This is a genomic window from Ensifer sp. B1-9, assembly GCF_050474445.1.
Lineage (GTDB): Bacteria > Pseudomonadota > Alphaproteobacteria > Rhizobiales > Rhizobiaceae > Ensifer.
In genome coordinates this window covers 17,935-33,924 of record NZ_JBCHVG010000028.1, presented here as the reverse complement: position 1 = coordinate 33,924, position 15,990 = coordinate 17,935, and the positions used below count along the sequence as shown (strand labels likewise).

The window sequence follows — 15,990 nt, the reverse complement described above, 5'->3', positions numbered from 1 at the left end:
GTTGTCGATTTTCGTCAGCCGCCGTTCGTATTTCCCTGGCACGTGTCGCCCTGCTCCGGCGCCTGTCCTCAAACACGAGGTTCTGAAAATGGCCATTCTACCGTCCGTCCTCGAAGCGATCGGCAACACACCCTTGATTCGGTTGAAGGGCGTGTCGGAAGCGACGGGCTGCGACATCCTCGGCAAGGCCGAGTTCCTCAATCCGGGACAATCGGTCAAGGACCGTGCCGCGCTCTCGATCATCCGTCACGCGGAGCGGAGCGGGCAGCTTCGCCCCGGCGGAGTCATCGTCGAGGGTACGGCCGGCAACACGGGCATCGGGCTTGCGCTCGTCGGCCAGGCGCTTGGTTATCGCACCGTCATCGTTATTCCCGAAACCCAGAGCCAGGAGAAGAAGGACGCCTTGCGGCTGCTCGGCGCCCAACTCGTCGAAGTGCCGGCGGTTCCCTACAAGAATCCCAACAACTATGTGAAGATCTCCGGCCGGCTCGCCGAGCAACTGGCGAAAAGCGAACCGAACGGCGCCATCTGGGCGAATCAGTTCGACAACGTCGCCAACCGCGACGCGCATGTGGAAACCACGGCGCCCGAGATCTGGCGCGACACGGACGGCAAGGTCGATGGCTTCATCTGCGCCGTCGGCTCCGGCGGAACGCTGGCGGGCGTCGCTCAGGGGCTGAAGGCGAAGAACCCGGCAATCAAGATCGGCCTTGCGGATCCGCAGGGCGCAGCACTTTACAGCTACTATACCAACGGCGAACTGAAGGCCGAGGGCAGCTCGATCACCGAGGGCATCGGCCAGGGCCGCATCACCGCCAATCTCGAGGGTTTCACACCGGACTTCTCCTACCAGATTCCGGATTCGGAAGCCGTTCCCTACGTCTTCGATCTGATCGAGCGGGAAGGCATCTGCGTCGGCGGCTCGACGGGTATCAACATTGCCGGTGCCGTGCGGCTCGCCAAGGAGCTCGGTCCAGGACATACGATCGTGACGATCCTCTGCGACTATGGTAACCGCTATCAGTCGAAGCTCTTCAATCCGGACTTCCTGGCCTCCAAGGGACTGCCGGTGCCGGCCTGGTTGAAGACGTCTTCCCACATTGCGGTGCCATACGAATCAGTTGGATAGGAATGCCATGACCAGGACCGTGACCGCCCTTTTCCGAGACGATTTCTACCTCTCGACCTGCGAAGCAAGCGTCACCGGAATTCTGGAAGATGGCGGGATCGAACTGGATCAGACCTGCTTCTACGCGACATCGGGCGGACAGCCCGGCGACACCGGCTTTCTGGAGCGCGCCGACGGCAGCCGGATCGACATCGCGGTCGCGCGTCACGGCGATACCAAGGACATCATCATCCATGTGCCGGCTGAGGGACAGCCGGCACCGAATGTCGGTGAAAAGCTCGTCCTGCATATCGACTGGCCGCGCCGCTACCGGCTGATGCGCATGCACACCGCCTGCCACCTGCTCTCGGTCGTCTGCCCCTTCCCGATCACCGGAGCCTCGGTCGGCGAAGACGAGAGCCGTGTCGATTTCGACATGAGCGAGACGATCGACAGGGACGAAGTCACGACGGCGCTGATGAAGCTCGTCGAGGAAAATCACCCGGTTTACGTCCAGTGGATCACCGACGAGGAGCTGGCCGCCAATCCCGGCATCGTCAAATCGAAGAACGTGCGCCCGCCGATCGGCCTTGGGCGCGTCAGCCTTGTCTGCATCGGCGAAAATTCGGCCATCGACAGCCAACCCTGCGGCGGCACGCATGTGTCGGAAACGCAGGAAGTCGGCGCCATCCGCGTCGCCAAGATCGAGAAAAAGGGCAAGGAAAACCGTAGGTTCCGCATCCGCTTCGGTACGCCCGAAGATCGCGCATCAGTTTGAGTAGGGAGTTGCGACCGTGACCAACAACAAGAGCGCCTTTGTCGTTTCCGCCGATTGGCTGCAGGAGCGCCTCGGTGACCCGACGATCCGGATCCTCGACGCCGCCTGGTACCTGCCCGCACAGAACCGCAACCCGAAGGCGGAATACGACGCCGGACACATTCCCGGTGCCGTATTCTTCGACCAGGATGCCATTGCCGACCACACGAGCGGCCTGCCCCACACCTTGCCCTCACCGGAAGTCTTCGCCTCGTCGGTCGGCGCGCTCGGTGTTAGCGAGAAGGACACGATCGTCGTCTACGACGGCCCCGGCATCATGACCGCGCCGCGCGTCTGGTGGATGTTGCGCATCATGGGCGCCAAGAACGTTTACGTGCTCGATGGCGGCATGGACGGCTGGAACAGGGAAGGACGCCCTGTCACCACCGAAGTGCCCTCGCCCAGGCCGGCGACGTTCAATGCGAGCTTCACGCCTTCGGCAGTCACTTCCTTCGAGCGGATGAAAGAGATCGTCGCCGACGGCAACATCCAGATCGCCGATGCCCGCGGGGCCGGACGTTTCTATGGCGAAGAACCGGAGCCGCGCGCTGGCATGCGCTCGGGCCATATGCCTGGCGCGCGCAGCCTTCCCTCCGGCATTTTCTCGGAAAACGGAAAGTTCAAGGATCTCGCGACGCTACGCCAAACCTTCGCCGACGCCGGCGTCGATCTCTCCAAACCCGTGGTCACGACCTGCGGATCGGGCGTCACCGCCGCTATCATCACCCTGGCGCTGCAATCGCTCGGTCACACGGACAATACCCTTTATGATGGCTCCTGGTCGGAATGGGGCGGCCGCGCCGACACGACGATCGTCACCGGTCGAGAGTGATATCATGCGCTCGCCGAAGCTCGCCTCCCTGACAGCGCACGTAACCGAACTCGAGATGACGGCGCCGCCGAAGCAAAGCCTGCCGATGCCGGTCAATATCCAGACCGCCATCCTGCGCGTCTCCGACATCCCGCTCAGCTATTACCGCTTTTTGTACCTGCGTGTCGGTCGCCGCTGGCACTGGACCGAGCGGCTGCGGATGAGCGACGAGGAACTTTCAGCGGTGCTCGGCGACAAGCGGACGAGTGTCACGGTTCTCTATGTCAATGGCGCGCCGGCCGGCTTTTTCGAGTTGCACCAGGGCGACGACGACGTCGTCGAACTCGTCCATTTCGGCCTGATGGAACATGCGCTTGGCCTCGGCCTCGGCAAGTGGTTCCTGCTCCAGACGCTCTTTGCCGCCTGGGCGCTCAATCCGAGCAAGCTGACGGTAACGACCAACAATCTGGATCACCCCCGAGCGCTCCAGCTTTACCAGCAGTTCGGCTTCTCGCCGGTCGCCACCCGCGAGGCAACGGTCGAGCCTCTGACCGACGCAGAACTGCTGACCCTGGCGAAAAATCTCTGAGGCATGTCGCCCCGGCAAGTTCCGGGTGTCGAAAGGGTCGCGCCAGGCGCATCCTCCTGATCGAACATATCGAACCGATCAAGGAGATGCGCCATGACTTTGCGCTACATTCCGATGTCCGACGACGAAGCGCGGCGGATCCGAGAGGGCGGGCCGGACGCCTATGGCAATCCGCCGGAGCGAGAGATTTCCGATGGTGAAGGCGTGCCCTGCCGGCACTGCCTGCGCAATGTCGGCGCCGGAGAGCCCTACCTGATCTTTGCGCTGCGGCCGTTTTCCTCGTTGCAGCCCTATGCGGAGACCGGCCCGGTGTTCATGCATGCCGAGGAATGTCCGGCGCATAGCGGCAACGCGCTTCCGCCGATCCTGGCTTCGAGCGTGAGCTATCTGTTGCGCGGCTATGGCGAGAACGAACGGATTGTCTATGGGACCGGCGGTGTCGTTTCGTCGGAACAACTGCAGGCGCGGGCGGAAGAATTGCTGGCACGACCGGACGTTTCGTCCGTCCATGTGCGTTCGGCCAGGAACAATTGCTACCAGTGCCGGATAGAACTGGCCTGAACACGAATTCGGCCCGGCATCTCCGCCGGGCCGAAAGGATCTATCCCTCAGGCGACGTTCAGGACGGCCTCCGGCGCATAGGCATCGTAGCCCAGCGCTTCGGCGACCGGCGCGTTGGTGACGCGGCCGCGATGAACGTTGAGGCCGGCACGCAGATGCCGATCCTCCGCGATCGCCTTCAGGCCCCTGTCCGCGAGCTGCAGGCCGTAGTGGAGCGTCGCGTTGTTCAGCGCATGCGCCGAAGTCACCGGCACCGCACCCGGCATGTTCGCCACGCAGTAGTGCACGATGCCGTCGACCTCGTAGGTCGGGTCGGAATGGGTGGTGGCATGCGAGGTCTCGAAGCAGCCGCCCTGGTCGATGGCAACGTCGACGATGACGGCACCCTTCTTCATGCCGGTCAGCATTTCGCGGGTCACGAGCTTCGGCGCCGCAGCGCCCGGAATGAGAACCGCTCCGATCACCAGATCGGCGGAGAACACTTCCTCCTCGAGCGCATCGATGGTCGAATAGCGCGTGTGGACGCGGCCGGCGAAGAGATCGTCGAGCTGGCGCAGACGCGGTATCGAGCGATCGATAATGGAGACATCGGCACCGAGACCCGCCGCCATCCGTGCCGCATGCAGGCCGACGACGCCGCCGCCGATGACGGTGACCTTCGCCGGCAACACGCCCGGCACGCCGCCGAGCAGGATGCCGCGGCCGCCATTGGCCTTCTGCAGCGAGGTCGCGCCCGCCTGGATCGCGAGGCGTCCGGCAACTTCGGACATCGGCGCAAGCAACGGCAGGCCACCGCGATCGTCGGTGACGGTTTCATAGGCGATCGCCGTGACGCCGGAATTGAGGAGACCCTTGGTCTGTTCCGGATCGGGCGCAAGATGGAGATAGGTGTAGAGAATTTGGCCTTCGCGGAGCTGCGCCCATTCTGAGGGTTGCGGCTCCTTGACCTTGACGATCATGTCCGACTTTTCGAACACTTCCCTTGCCGTCGCGACAATCTTCGCGCCAGCGGCACGGTAAGCATCGTCATCCGCGCCGATCCCTGCCCCGGCCTTGGTTTCCACGATCACCTCATGGCCATGGGCAACATATTCACGCACCGAGCCGGGCGTCAGGCCGACTCGATATTCATGGTTTTTGATTTCCTTCGGGCAACCGACACGCATCCTCGCGTTCCTCTCCTGTTATGGGCTTTTCGCCCCTTTTGACGAGGCATTCAGCAAAACACGGGCTAAATCGAATGTCCTTGCAAAGACGGAATCCCGGGCGCATTGATTTCGAATAGTATTGTGCGAACTGAAGCATTATTGAGGGAAATCACGAATGAGTGAACTCGATGCCATCGATCATGCGATTCTGCGCATCCTCCAGCAGAATGGCCGGATTTCGAATGCAGACCTCGCGGCGAAGGTCGGGCTCTCTCCGTCCGCATGCTCCCGCCGGGTCGACATCCTCGAAAAGTCAGGAACGATCGCCGGCTATCATGCCCGCATCGCGCACAAGGCGCTCGACTACCAAATTATGGTGATCGTGCATATTTCGCTGTCGGGCCAGTTCGCCAAGACGCTCGCCGAGTTCGAGGCGGCAGTGAAGCTCTGTCCGAACGTGCTCGTCTGCTACCTGATGTCGGGAGAATACGACTATATTCTGAGGGTCGCGGCCAAGGACCTGCAGGACTACGAGCGCATCCACCGCGATTGGCTCTCGGCCCTGCCCCATGTGGTCAAGATCAATTCGAGCTTCTCGCTGCGGGAAGTGATCGACCGGCCGAATGTCGGCATCTGAGCGAGCGGCCTACCGGCCGACGACACAATTGCGGCCACGCCCCTTGGCGGCGTAGAGACGAAGGTCGGCCTCAGACAGCAGGTTCTCGATCGCCGCCCCGTCGTCCGGCGTCGACGACAGACCGATGCTTGCGGTCACCGGCCGCCCGTCCGGCGTCGCGACGAGGTCCGATACGGCTACCCTAATCTCGTCCGCCCGGCGCAAGGCATCCCCATGGGTCATTGCCGGGCACAAGACCACGAACTCCTCGCCGCCATAACGAAACAGCCGATCGACCGGGCGCAGTTTCGATTTTACCGTCTCGACCAGCCGTTGCAGGACGCGGTCGCCTTCCTGGTGGCCGAAGCGGTCGTTGACGCCCTTGAAATGGTCGACGTCGATAATCATCAGCGTGACCGCGGCGTTGTCGGCGCTCGTCGCGCGGAGCATTTCCGGCCCTTCGATTTCAAACCGGCTGCGGTCGAGCGAACCGGTCAGGGTGTCCTGCCCCGACCGCGAAAGCAGGTCTTCGTAGCGTTCTCGGAACGTCAAGGTGTTGAAGATATCGCCAAGCGGCCGATCCGACATAGCCAGGAACGGATGGCGCGAGGCATTGAGATACATGCCTGTCGCAATCGCGAAAAAGGGCGCTGCCAGCATCTTCGCCATCCAGCCGCCCCAGAAAACCTCGAGGGGCGCACCGTTCCACCAGCGCAGCGCCGCATAGAAAGCAGCCTGGTCGAATGTCAGCACGACGACGCCGCAGATCAGGAACCGGACAGTCGCGAAACGCCGGAACCACCTGCCCAGCCGCTCGTAAAGCAGGATGATCATCAGCGAATCGAAATAGAGGATCGTCGTCCCCCAGACCATCAGCCAACCCATCTCGTCGATGAAGGCGAGGTCGGCGGATCGCTCCGCCACGATGGAGACGGTATCATGCTGGCGCAGCAAGAGGCTCAGCGCCACCGTCAGGAAATTGCCGGCGAGCAGGCCATAGATCGGCTGACGAACGGTTGCCGCGTCCTCCTTCACGTAGAGCAGCAGGATCATCATCAGCTTGCCGGAGAAAAGCACGGCCGAGCCGGGCGAGATCACGCCGAACGGCAATTGCACGTAGAAGACGGCAGCGAGATAGGTCTCGATGAAATGCATCACGCCGAGCGCGGCGACGAAGACGCCAAGTCCCAGCCGGGCCCGCAGATGCAGCAGCCCGATCATCACCGTGACGTAGACCAGTGCCTCGCCGACGAAGAGAAGAAGGTTGGCGTTTGGCATGCGCTTCAAAAAATCCGTTTCCCGAAAACCGGTTAACCGGGAAGTTTGAAGAAAACTTTAGCGGGACTCGCGGTTGCCCGGCTTCAGAATGCGAAAATCTGCCGCTTTCGGAAATGTCGCCTTTCCGGCATAGTCGCCGCCAACCCACCGTGGTTCGCGTGCCTGCGAACAAAACTCCGGATTGCACTCGTCTCGGAAAAACCGGGATTCTTGATAAATGGAGGACCGCATGCCAACGATGACATCCCCGCTCCACCTCACGCGCCGCTCGCTTCTCGCCGGGGCCGCGGCTTCCTCGGCGCTCGTCATGCTGCATCCGTTTTCCGTCCGCGCCGCCGCCAACCAGGCGCACCTCAGAATCATGGAAACGACGGACCTGCACGTCCACGTCTTTCCCTACGACTATTATGGCGACAAGCCCAACGATACGGTCGGACTTGCGCGCACCGCCTCGATCATCGACGCCATTCGAGCGGAAGCGACAAATTCCATCCTCGTCGACAATGGCGACTTCCTCCAGGGCAACCCGATGGGCGACTACATCGCCTATCAGCGCGGCATGAAGGATGGCAATCTCCACCCTGTCATCGCCGCCATGAATGTGCTCGGCTATGATTGCGGCACGCTTGGCAACCACGAATTCAACTATGGCCTGGACTTCATGTTCAAGGTCCTGAACGGGGCGAACTTCCCGCTCGTCTGCGCCAACCTGACGAAGGGCGCCCTTGCCGCCAACGGGCGTCAGGACGAGCTGTTTCTCAAACCTTACGTCATTCTCGATCGCAAGGTGAAGGACGGCTCCGGCACGGAGCATCAGATCCGCATCGGTCTCATCGGCTTCGTTCCGCCACAGATCATGACCTGGGATGCCAAGAACCTCGAAGGCAAGGCAAATGCCCGCGATATCGTCAAGGCGGCCGAAGCCTGGGTGCCGCAGATGCGCGAGGAAGGCGCCGATATCGTCGTCGCGCTCTCGCATTCGGGCATCGGCCAGCAGTCCTATGCGGAGAACCTCGAGAACGCCTCCGTGCCGCTCGCCGCGATCGCAGGCATCGATGCGATCGTCACCGGCCATAGCCACCTGGATTTCCCCGGCCCGAAATTCGACGGCATCGCGGGGGTCGACAACACGAAGGGCCTGATCTCCGGCAAACCCGGCGTCATGGGCGGCTTCTGGGGCTCGCATCTCGGCCTGATCGACCTGCTGATCGAACGCGAGGGTGGCGCCTGGCGTGTCGTCAGTTCGACGAGCGAGGCACGGCCGATCTACCGTCGTGAAGGGAAGAAGGTGATCGCCGAAGTCGCCGACAAGCCGGAGGTGCTGGCCGCCGCAAAGAAGGACCACGAGGCGACGCTCACCTATGTGCGCACGCCCGTCGGCAAGACCAGTGCCCCGCTCTATTCCTACTTCGCTCTGGTGGCGGATGACCCGTCCGTACAGATCGTCAGCCAGGCGCAGACCTGGTACGTCAAGGACATGCTGAAGGAGACCGAGTACCGCGACCTGCCGGTCCTTTCGGCCGCCGCTCCCTTCAAGGCCGGCGGCCGCGGCGGCGCGGACTACTATACCGACGTCCCGGCCGGCGACATCGCGATCAAGAACGTCGCCGACCTCTATCTCTACCCGAACACGGTGCAGGCCGTTGTCATCACCGGCGACCAGGTGCGCAACTGGCTGGAAATGTCCGCCGGCATCTTCAACGAGGTCAAGCCAGGCGCCGCCGATGCACCGCTGATCAACGGCAGTTTCCCATCCTACAATTTCGACGTCATCGACGGCGTCACCTACCAGATCGACCTTTCCGAGCCGCCGAAGTTCGACAAGGACGGCAACGTTATCAACCCGTCCTCGAACCGCATCAAGAATCTGCAGTTCAACGGGAAAGCGATTGATCCGGCACAGAAATTTGTGGTCGCCACCAACAACTACCGGGCTGGCGGCGGCGGCAATTTCCCCGACATCGCCGCCGACAAGGTGGTGTTCGTAGCCCCCGATACCAACCGCGATGTCGTGGTGCGCTACATCATCGATCAGGGCATCATCAACCCGTCGGCCGACGCCAACTGGACCTTCGTGCCCCTCGCCAATACGAGCGTGACATTCGACAGCGGGCCGAAGGCCCGGCAGTTCCTGGCGCAGGTGAAGGGTGTGACAATCGAGGATGCCGGCGATGCCGCCGAAGGCTTTGCCCGCTTCCGGATCAAGCTCTGAGCTTCCGTCAAACGAGGATCGGGCCGCACCCGTGGCGGCCCACCACATGTGGCGGGTGACGAAGGTTCAGCCGAACCAGCGATGCCTCTGCAGGCTGCCGAAAGCCAATGCGAGACATTAAAAACGTCCGCTAACTATCTGAGAAAATTTTGATATGCCGCAGGCGGCGACCGATCAAACCTGGCGCGACTGGGCGTCGTCGGAAAACAGCGACGGGCCGGTCTGGTCGATGATCTGGCGTCCCTTGCGCAGCGCGGCGTCAATCGCGTCCTGCTCGGAAGCGAAGAGATCGGCGCGAATGAAGCTGCGGATCTTGGCACTGCCATCGGCCGAGGGCTTCTCGATACTGCCTGCCAGGCGAAACTGCGAGCCCTCGCGCATGGGCGTCGCGCGAATGGTGCATTCGGCATAGGCCTCGGTCTTGCCGGGGGCAGCCTGCGCCTGGTTTTCAGAGGAGCCCGAACGGCCGAACAATTTCGAGAAAAACGATGCCATGACCAAGACTTAGACGCCGCGACCGGCACTGTCAAAGCTTAAGTGCCGATTTTCGACCGCGGCGCCGTCATCCCGGCCTAGATGATGAGATTGGAGAGGATCTCGTTTTCCGTGATGTCCTGGTAACGCAATCCCGCGGCGTCGAAGCGGGCCTTCAGCACCGGGAAATTCTCGGCGTGCTTGGTCTCGATGCCGATCAGGATGGAGCCGAAATTGCGCGCAGACTTCTTCAGATACTCGAAGCGCGAAATATCGTCCTCGTCGCCGAGCAGATTGAGGAAATCGCGAAGCGCGCCCGGCCGCTGCGCCATGCGCAGGATGAAATATTTCTTGAGCCCCGCATGGCGCATCGCCCGCTCCTTGACATCAGGCAGGCGCTCGAAGTCGAAATTGCCGCCGGAGACGACGGCAACCACCGTCTTGCCGGCAAGCGCTTCAGGGCCGAGCGCTTCAAGGGCCGCAACCGAAAGGGCGCCTGCCGGCTCCAGCACAACGCCTTCGACGTTCAGCATATCGACGATCGTCAGGCAGATCGCATTCTCCGCCAGGAGCATCACCTGATCGGCGGAAAAGCGGCGGAGGGCCGCAAAATTGAGGTCGCCAATGCGTCCGACTGCGGCACCGTCGACGAAATTGTCGACCTGATCGAGGGTGACGACGCTGCCGGTTTCGAGGCTCTCGCGCAGGCTGGGCGCGCCGGCGGGTTCGCAAAAGATGAAGTGATCCGCGGCGATCACGTCCTTGAGATACCCCGTCACGCCGGCAGCAAGGCCACCACCGCCGACAGGCAGGACGACGAGATCGGGTGTCACGCCGTCAGGCAGTTGCCAGGCAATTTCAGCAGCGACGCTTGCCTGGCCTTCGATGATATCGGCATGATCGAAAGGCGGCACCATGACGCCGCCGATCGCTTCGACGTGATCGCGCGCCGCCTTGTAGCACTGGTCGAAGATATCGCCGACGAGGCGGATGGTGATGAATTCGCCGCCGAACATGCGGGTCTTGTCGATCTTTTGCTGCGGCGTCGTCACCGGCATGAAAACGACGCCCGGCACGCCGAAATGGCGGCAGACAAAGGCAAAGCCCTGGGCGTGGTTGCCGGCCGAGGCGCAGACGAAGGTCTTGCCGGATGCGTCGGCGCCGAGTGCCTTGCGGAAGAAATTGAACGCGCCGCGGATCTTGTAGGAGCGCACGGGCGACAGGTCTTCGCGCTTGAGGTAGATGTTGGCACCGTAGCGTGCGCTCAAGTGCTCGTTGAGCTGCAGCGGCGTCGGCGGGAAGATCTCCCGCAAGGCTTCGGTTGCGGCTTCGACATCCTGCTTCATCGCGCGCGGTCTTCCGTTGAGTTGGTCGCTGGCTGTGGCTATTGCACATTGCAACGCGCGAAGCCATCGCTTTGACTCGAATCGGACCGCCGTGAACAATGCAGCCGCCTCCCCTTCGTCCGGGACCTCAGCAACACTTTCCGGGAAATTGAACGCTTGAACGCAACGTTGATCCGGCATGCTGTGCACATTGCGGCAATCCTCGGCATATACCTCGCGGGCGCCATGCTCGTGCCGGCGATGGTCGATCTCTATTACGGCCACCCGGACTGGCAGATTTTCGCCGCTTCGGCCTTCATAGTCGGCGGCCTGTCGCTTGCGACCTTCATGGCGACCCGCATGGGGCCACCGCCGTTTTCCAAGAAGTTCGGCTTCGTCCTGGTCAACCTTTTGTGGGCGGTCTTTTCCGTGGTCGGAGCAATCCCGCTCTGGCTGTCGTCGCTGGATCTTGATTTTGCCCAGGCGCTTTTCGAGTCCGTCTCGGCAATTACCACGACCGGCGGCACCGTCATCGTCGGTCTCGACGACGCGCCGCCTGGGCTTCTGGTCTGGCGTTCGCTGCTCTGCTGGCTCGGCGGCATCGGCATCGTCGTGCTCGGCCTGTTCATCATCCCCTATCTCAGGGTCGGCGGCATGTCCTTCTTCAAGATGGAATCCTCCGACACCAGCGACAAACCGTTCGCGCGCCTCGCCAGCTTCAGCCGCGCCTTCCTGATCGTCTATGTCGTCATCACGCTTCTCTGCACGATCGGCTACTTCCTGGCCGGCATGAACCGCTTCGACGCCATCAACCATGCGATGTCGACGGTCGCGACCGGCGGCTTTTCCACCCATGATGCGTCCTTCGCCTATTTCGGCAGCATCCCGCTGCTCTGGACGGCGACCTTCTTCATGGCGCTTTGCAGCCTGCCCTTCTCGATCCTGATCGTGCTGGTGGCGCGCGGCCGGCTCGATGCGCTGCGCGATCCACAGATCATCGTCTTTCTCGGCTATCTCTCGGCCTTCTCAATCGCGGTCGCCGTCTATCACCGCCTGGTCAATGGCGTGGAATTTCACCTGGCGCTGGCGCATTCCTTCTTCAACATCACCTCGATCCTCTCGACCAGCGGCTATGCCAGCCAGGACTACAGCCTCTGGGGGCCCTTCGTCGTCATGGCCGCCTTCATCGCCACCTTCATGGGCGGCTGTTCCGGATCGACGGCAGGCGGCATCAAGGCCTATCGCTTCATCGTGCTCTTCAACGCGATCCGGTCGGGGCTCAACAAACTCGTCTACCCCAACGCGATCTACGCCGTACGCTACGGCAAAAATGCCGTCGATGCCGACACGCAACGCGCGATCTTCCTGTTCTTCATCACCTATATCCTGCTCTGGGTCTTCGGAAGCCTCGCCATGGGTGCGCTCGGCTACGATCTGGTCACTGCGACATCGGCGGTCATCACCTGCCTTTCAAATGTCGGCCCCGGGCTTGGCCCCATCATCGGACCGGCAGGCAACTTCTCGACGCTTGGCGATCCCGAACTCTATCTGCTGTCGCTGATGATGCTGCTCGGCCGTCTGGAGGTCCTGACCGTGCTCGTGATCCTGACGCCGGTGTTCTGGAAGCATTGACCATCGGCCCGCCGGCCCTATCGTCTTGACTCAATGCGGCAGATGCCGAAAGTCGGTGTCATCCGGCGATGGGGAAAACGTCATGGTGAAACATATGCTTTTTCTGGCGACGCTGACCGCCGCCACGACACTATCCGGAAATCTGATCGCACATGCCGGACCACTCACCGATGCAGCGGCGCAGGCGGAGAAGCTTGCCGCTTCAGGTGATGCGGCAAAAGCCCGTGACCTCCTTCGCCAGGCGATCAGCGATTTTTCGCAAAAGCTACCCTTCGCGATCGGCAAGGCGATTTTCGTTTCCAAGCAGCCGACTGGCTATGCGATGTACCAGCCGAGGGACGGCTCGGTCTTCAAGGAGGGCGAGTCGCTGATCTCCTATATCGAGCCGATCGGCCTCTCCTGGAAGGATGCCGCAGAGAAAGGCAAGCTCGAGAGCCATTTCACCGTCGATTTCGACATCCTCAACCCGAAAGGCGACGTGCTCGCCGGGCAGAAGGCCTTCGGCGATTTCACCTTCACCGGTTACCTCAGAAACCAGGAAATCTATGCGACGCTGACCATCGATGTTTCCGGTGCGCCGGCGGGCGACTATGTGCTGCGCTTCCACTTCAACGACGTCAACAGCGGCAAGAGCGCCAGCGTCGACCAGCCCTTCAAGATTGCCGGACCGTAAGACCATGCCTGACGCCATAACGACCGTTGGTTTCGATGCCGACGATACCCTCTGGCAGAACGAACAGTTTTTTCGCCTGACCGAGGCTCGCTTCGCCGAACTTCTCAGTCCCCACACCGACACCGAGCATCTGTCCGAACGGCTGCTTGCCGCAGAAAAACGCAATCTCCGTCTCTACGGTTTCGGCATAAAGGGCTTTGTCCTCTCGATGGTCGAAACCGCGGTGGACGTGACGGAGGGGAAAGTCCCCTCTTCCGTCATCGCCGAAATCCTGGCAGCCGGTCGCGACATGCTCGTGCACCCGGTCGAGCCGCTCCCGCATGCCAAGGAAACACTTGACGCCCTTCATGGCCGGGTCCGGCTCGTCCTGATCACCAAGGGAGATCTCTTCGACCAGGAGCGCAAGCTTGCCGCCTCCGGCCTTGGCGACTATTTCGACGCGGTCGAAATCGTCAGCGACAAGAATGCCGGCACCTACGAGCGCATCTTCAAGCGCCATGGCGACGGCCCGCTGCAGAGCCTGATGGTCGGCAATTCGCTGAAGTCCGATATCGTCCCCGCGCTCGATGCGGGAAGCTGGGGCGTCTATGTCCCGCACGCGCTCACCTGGTCATTCGAGCACCATGACAAGCCGGAGCACCATCCGCGTTTCCGCGAGATCGAGCATCTCGGCGGACTGGCCGCGCTCGTTCGCGGTTTGGGCGACTGACCTGCCCCTTCTCATCCGCACGACTGATCTTGCGTAGATGGACGACGACGGGGGACGACCCCGTACGGTTTCCCGAGGGATTTTAAGTCCCTTGCGCACATCCAGTCTTTCGCCAGATCGGCGCTCCGAGCCCCGCCAAATCGATGCAGGACGAAGCGGCAGACAGCGGCGTGCGGACGATTTCCAGGGAACGCGCGGGAAAAGCGAAAGCACATCCCCTTGACGCAGCGGCGCAAGTGTTTGATCTAGGAGGTCATGCGGGCGTGGCGAAACTGGTAGACGCAAGGGACTTAAAATCCCTCGGCCTTGGCTGTACGGGTTCGACCCCCGTCGCCCGCACCAGACAGACGGCTTTCAGGATCATTGGGCGGCCGGCGTCCAACTCTCGCTCGGCAGCGACAGGTTTGCGCCGGAAAAGGTGACCGCTCAGTTGTTGTAGTAGTAGCAATCGCATTCCGCCTGGTAGGCATCGTCGTGCCATACCCGGACGGCGAGTTTCGAAGCGCATCCCTCGTCTTCCAGCCTGAGGCCGAGAAGCGAGACCGCTGCCGCCTTGGAATTGGGGGCGTCCACCTCGATTGCCGATCCGACCTGGTGGACTCCCTGCCGCGGGGTCCAGGTGAAGATCTGAACGCTGTAGTGCATCGAATATCCTCCGTGGAGAGATGGTGTGCACGCAATACTGTTGCAGAACGCTGGAGCGGAATAAGGAAGCGTGGACGTTTCCGCCCGCATCTTACTCTAATTTATTGTAATCGATCACGTTTGCGATTTTATGTCGAATCATCGTGATCCGGTGTTCGGATTGAGCCGGTTGCCTTGAAGCGAACTAACCGTCGTCTACGGTCGCCTCCGGTCGATCGCCGCCGTCAGTATGTTCGAAGTGCCAGTGACCCTGCTCGTCCTGGAAACTGATATCTTCGTCCTCGCCGCCAACCTGCTGTTCAGCGGCGGCAGCCTTGGCGGCGGCAAGCGCCATTTCGCGGCTGGGGAAGGGTTCCGAAAATGCGTCGGCAGCCTTGTAGGCCCAGCCTCCGTCATGAGGAACGATGGTGTAAGTTATCCGCGCCATACTTCCCTCCAACAGTCCGAAAGACGCTTCGGTCCTCGGGCGGGCCGTTGCCGCACGGCCCTTCTTTCCTCCTCGTCAAAGGCATGCTCATGCCGAACGCCGCGGATATTACCACAGGTACGGTGCGAATTGCCACCTTCGCGAATCACTCATGAACGGCGTGCGGCGAATCAAAAGAGCGGCCCCTGTCGGAGCCGCCCTTGATCAAGAAATCCAATATCTTGAGCGATCAAGCCGCAAGCTTCGCGGCGATCTTGGCGACATGTGCGCCCTGGAATCGAGCGGCATCGAGTTCGACCTCGGAAGGCTGACGCGAACCGTCGCCGCCGGTGATCGTCGAGGCGCCGTAGGGCGAGCCGCCCTTGATCTCGTCGAGGCCCATCTGCCCCTGGAAGGCATAGGGAAGGCCGACGACGACCATGCCGTGGTGCATCAGGGTCGGGATGAAGCCAAGGATCGTCGACTCCTGGCCGCCGTGCTGCGTCGCCGAGGATGTGAAGACCGAGCCGACCTTGCCGACCAGCTTGCCCTTGGCCCACAGGCTGCCGGTCTGGTCGATAAAGTTGCGCATCTGCGAGGCAACCGTGCCGTAGCGTGTGCCCGCGCCGAAGATGATCGCGTCATACTGCGCAAGTTCCTCGACATTGGCGATCGGCGCTGCCTGGTCCAGCTTGTAGTACGAAGCCTTGGCAACTTCCTCCGACACGAGCTCGGGAACGCGCTTCACATCGACCTGGGCGCCCGCCGATTTCGCGCCTTCGGCCACCGCATAGGCCATCGTTTCGACGTGTCCGTATGCCGAATAATAGAGAACAAGAACCTTGGCCATAAAATGCTCCTTTGGATTCAAGCGATCCCACTTGATCACCGCTGCCGGGAAGATTTATCAAAATGCGGCCGCTTGCCAGGAGTTGTCCGGGAAACAGACTGTTCTTGTTCGTCGAACAATGAACAGTCACTGTTAA

The 15,990-nt window shown here is 61.7% G+C and carries 17 protein-coding genes and 1 tRNA gene; 11 read left to right on the top strand and 7 right to left on the bottom strand.

Annotated features, from left to right (window positions below):
- Positions 1-88: 88 nt before the first annotated feature.
- The 5 genes from ACQ5BM_RS32990 (at position 89) to ACQ5BM_RS32970 (ending at position 3,886) form a co-directional block, all read left to right on the top strand.
- Positions 89-1,129 (top strand): cysteine synthase A, encoded by a 1,041-nt coding sequence (locus ACQ5BM_RS32990; protein ID WP_429820244.1) that lies wholly within the window; start codon positions 89-91, stop codon positions 1,127-1,129.
- A gap of 7 nt (positions 1,130-1,136) precedes the next feature.
- Positions 1,137-1,886: an alanyl-tRNA editing protein gene (locus ACQ5BM_RS32985; RefSeq protein ID WP_429820242.1), complete on the top strand. Its 750-nt coding sequence runs from the start codon at positions 1,137-1,139 to the stop codon at positions 1,884-1,886.
- Between the two features lie 16 nt (positions 1,887-1,902).
- Entirely contained in the window at positions 1,903-2,757 is an 855-nt protein-coding gene (gene sseA / locus ACQ5BM_RS32980) for a 3-mercaptopyruvate sulfurtransferase (protein WP_429820240.1), read from the top strand.
- A gap of 4 nt (positions 2,758-2,761) precedes the next feature.
- Positions 2,762-3,325, top strand: a complete 564-nt coding sequence (locus ACQ5BM_RS32975) for a GNAT family N-acetyltransferase (RefSeq protein ID WP_429820238.1) — start codon at positions 2,762-2,764, stop codon at positions 3,323-3,325.
- A 93-nt stretch (positions 3,326-3,418) separates the two neighbouring features.
- A complete protein-coding gene (locus ACQ5BM_RS32970; protein ID WP_429820235.1) occupies positions 3,419-3,886 on the top strand; it encodes a DUF1203 domain-containing protein in 468 nt (155 codons plus the stop codon).
- Positions 3,887-3,933: 47 nt separating this feature from the next.
- Here the strand turns inward: ACQ5BM_RS32970 and ald are convergent, their stop codons facing one another.
- On the bottom strand, positions 3,934-5,052 hold the full coding sequence (gene ald / locus ACQ5BM_RS32965; protein ID WP_429820233.1) for an alanine dehydrogenase: 1,119 nt from the start codon (positions 5,050-5,052) through the stop codon (positions 3,934-3,936).
- Positions 5,053-5,209: 157 nt separating this feature from the next.
- Here ald and ACQ5BM_RS32960 point away from each other — a divergent pair, with 157 nt between their 5' ends.
- Positions 5,210-5,671: an Lrp/AsnC family transcriptional regulator gene (locus tag ACQ5BM_RS32960; protein WP_057255972.1), complete on the top strand. Its 462-nt coding sequence runs from the start codon at positions 5,210-5,212 to the stop codon at positions 5,669-5,671.
- A 9-nt stretch (positions 5,672-5,680) separates the two neighbouring features.
- Here the strand turns inward: ACQ5BM_RS32960 and ACQ5BM_RS32955 are convergent, their stop codons facing one another.
- Positions 5,681-6,928: a diguanylate cyclase gene (locus ACQ5BM_RS32955; protein ID WP_429820335.1), complete on the bottom strand. Its 1,248-nt coding sequence runs from the start codon at positions 6,926-6,928 to the stop codon at positions 5,681-5,683.
- A 238-nt stretch (positions 6,929-7,166) separates the two neighbouring features.
- Between ACQ5BM_RS32955 and ACQ5BM_RS32950 the strand changes: the two genes are divergently transcribed.
- A complete protein-coding gene (locus ACQ5BM_RS32950; protein WP_429820333.1) occupies positions 7,167-9,140 on the top strand; it encodes a bifunctional 2',3'-cyclic-nucleotide 2'-phosphodiesterase/3'-nucleotidase in 1,974 nt (657 codons plus the stop codon).
- 174 nt (positions 9,141-9,314) lie between these two features.
- Here ACQ5BM_RS32950 and ACQ5BM_RS32945 read toward each other — a convergent pair whose 3' ends face one another.
- Both ACQ5BM_RS32945 and ilvA read right to left on the bottom strand, forming a co-directional pair.
- On the bottom strand, positions 9,315-9,635 hold the full coding sequence (locus ACQ5BM_RS32945) for an HlyU family transcriptional regulator (RefSeq protein ID WP_429820231.1): 321 nt from the start codon (positions 9,633-9,635) through the stop codon (positions 9,315-9,317).
- A 77-nt stretch (positions 9,636-9,712) separates the two neighbouring features.
- Positions 9,713-10,960: a threonine ammonia-lyase gene (ilvA, locus tag ACQ5BM_RS32940; protein ID WP_429820229.1), complete on the bottom strand. Its 1,248-nt coding sequence runs from the start codon at positions 10,958-10,960 to the stop codon at positions 9,713-9,715.
- A 156-nt stretch (positions 10,961-11,116) separates the two neighbouring features.
- On the opposite strand from ilvA, the gene ACQ5BM_RS32935 reads away from it, so the two are divergent.
- The 4 genes from ACQ5BM_RS32935 to ACQ5BM_RS32920 all read left to right on the top strand — a co-directional run bounded on the left by ACQ5BM_RS32935 (position 11,117) and on the right by ACQ5BM_RS32920 (position 14,295).
- On the top strand, positions 11,117-12,571 hold the full coding sequence (locus ACQ5BM_RS32935) for a TrkH family potassium uptake protein (RefSeq protein ID WP_429820227.1): 1,455 nt from the start codon (positions 11,117-11,119) through the stop codon (positions 12,569-12,571).
- An 82-nt stretch (positions 12,572-12,653) separates the two neighbouring features.
- The gene (locus ACQ5BM_RS32930) at positions 12,654-13,244 is read left to right on the top strand and encodes a hypothetical protein (RefSeq protein ID WP_429820225.1); all 591 of its coding nucleotides are present in this window, start codon (positions 12,654-12,656) and stop codon (positions 13,242-13,244) included.
- A 4-nt stretch (positions 13,245-13,248) separates the two neighbouring features.
- Positions 13,249-13,953: an HAD family hydrolase gene (locus tag ACQ5BM_RS32925; RefSeq protein ID WP_429820223.1), complete on the top strand. Its 705-nt coding sequence runs from the start codon at positions 13,249-13,251 to the stop codon at positions 13,951-13,953.
- 257 nt (positions 13,954-14,210) lie between these two features.
- Positions 14,211-14,295: transfer RNA gene (locus tag ACQ5BM_RS32920), tRNA-Leu, on the top strand.
- Positions 14,296-14,379: 84 nt separating this feature from the next.
- On the opposite strand, the gene ACQ5BM_RS32915 is transcribed toward ACQ5BM_RS32920, so the two are convergent.
- The 3 genes from ACQ5BM_RS32915 to wrbA form a co-directional block, all read right to left on the bottom strand.
- The gene (locus tag ACQ5BM_RS32915; RefSeq protein ID WP_429820221.1) at positions 14,380-14,598 is read right to left on the bottom strand and encodes a hypothetical protein; all 219 of its coding nucleotides are present in this window, start codon (positions 14,596-14,598) and stop codon (positions 14,380-14,382) included.
- Positions 14,599-14,782: 184 nt separating this feature from the next.
- On the bottom strand, positions 14,783-15,025 hold the full coding sequence (locus ACQ5BM_RS32910; RefSeq protein ID WP_429820218.1) for a DUF2188 domain-containing protein: 243 nt from the start codon (positions 15,023-15,025) through the stop codon (positions 14,783-14,785).
- A 229-nt stretch (positions 15,026-15,254) separates the two neighbouring features.
- Positions 15,255-15,854 (bottom strand): NAD(P)H:quinone oxidoreductase, encoded by a 600-nt coding sequence (wrbA, locus tag ACQ5BM_RS32905; RefSeq protein WP_429820215.1) that lies wholly within the window; start codon positions 15,852-15,854, stop codon positions 15,255-15,257.
- Between the last annotated feature and the right edge of the window lie 136 nt (positions 15,855-15,990).

Excerpts from the sequence above, each read along its gene's own strand:
- wrbA (WP_429820215.1), bottom strand. The coding sequence starts at position 15,854 with ATGGCCAAGGTTCTTGTTCTCTATTATTCGGCATACGGACACGTCGAA.
- ald (WP_429820233.1), bottom strand. The coding sequence starts at position 5,052 with ATGCGTGTCGGTTGCCCGAAGGAAATCAAAAACCATGAATATCGAGTC.
- ACQ5BM_RS32985 (WP_429820242.1), top strand. The coding sequence starts at position 1,137 with ATGACCAGGACCGTGACCGCCCTTTTCCGAGACGATTTCTACCTCTCG.
- ACQ5BM_RS32975 (WP_429820238.1), top strand. The coding sequence starts at position 2,762 with ATGCGCTCGCCGAAGCTCGCCTCCCTGACAGCGCACGTAACCGAACTC.
- ACQ5BM_RS32945 (WP_429820231.1), bottom strand. The coding sequence starts at position 9,635 with ATGGCATCGTTTTTCTCGAAATTGTTCGGCCGTTCGGGCTCCTCTGAA.
- ACQ5BM_RS32915 (WP_429820221.1), bottom strand. The coding sequence starts at position 14,598 with ATGCACTACAGCGTTCAGATCTTCACCTGGACCCCGCGGCAGGGAGTC.
- ACQ5BM_RS32910 (WP_429820218.1), bottom strand. The coding sequence starts at position 15,025 with ATGGCGCGGATAACTTACACCATCGTTCCTCATGACGGAGGCTGGGCC.
- ACQ5BM_RS32970 (WP_429820235.1), top strand. The coding sequence starts at position 3,419 with ATGACTTTGCGCTACATTCCGATGTCCGACGACGAAGCGCGGCGGATC.
- ACQ5BM_RS32930 (WP_429820225.1), top strand. The coding sequence starts at position 12,654 with ATGGTGAAACATATGCTTTTTCTGGCGACGCTGACCGCCGCCACGACA.
- ACQ5BM_RS32955 (WP_429820335.1), bottom strand. The coding sequence starts at position 6,928 with ATGCCAAACGCCAACCTTCTTCTCTTCGTCGGCGAGGCACTGGTCTAC.
- ACQ5BM_RS32960 (WP_057255972.1), top strand. The coding sequence starts at position 5,210 with ATGAGTGAACTCGATGCCATCGATCATGCGATTCTGCGCATCCTCCAG.
- ACQ5BM_RS32925 (WP_429820223.1), top strand. The coding sequence starts at position 13,249 with ATGCCTGACGCCATAACGACCGTTGGTTTCGATGCCGACGATACCCTC.
- ACQ5BM_RS32950 (WP_429820333.1), top strand. The coding sequence starts at position 7,167 with ATGACATCCCCGCTCCACCTCACGCGCCGCTCGCTTCTCGCCGGGGCC.
- ACQ5BM_RS32990 (WP_429820244.1), top strand. The coding sequence starts at position 89 with ATGGCCATTCTACCGTCCGTCCTCGAAGCGATCGGCAACACACCCTTG.
- ilvA (WP_429820229.1), bottom strand. The coding sequence starts at position 10,960 with ATGAAGCAGGATGTCGAAGCCGCAACCGAAGCCTTGCGGGAGATCTTC.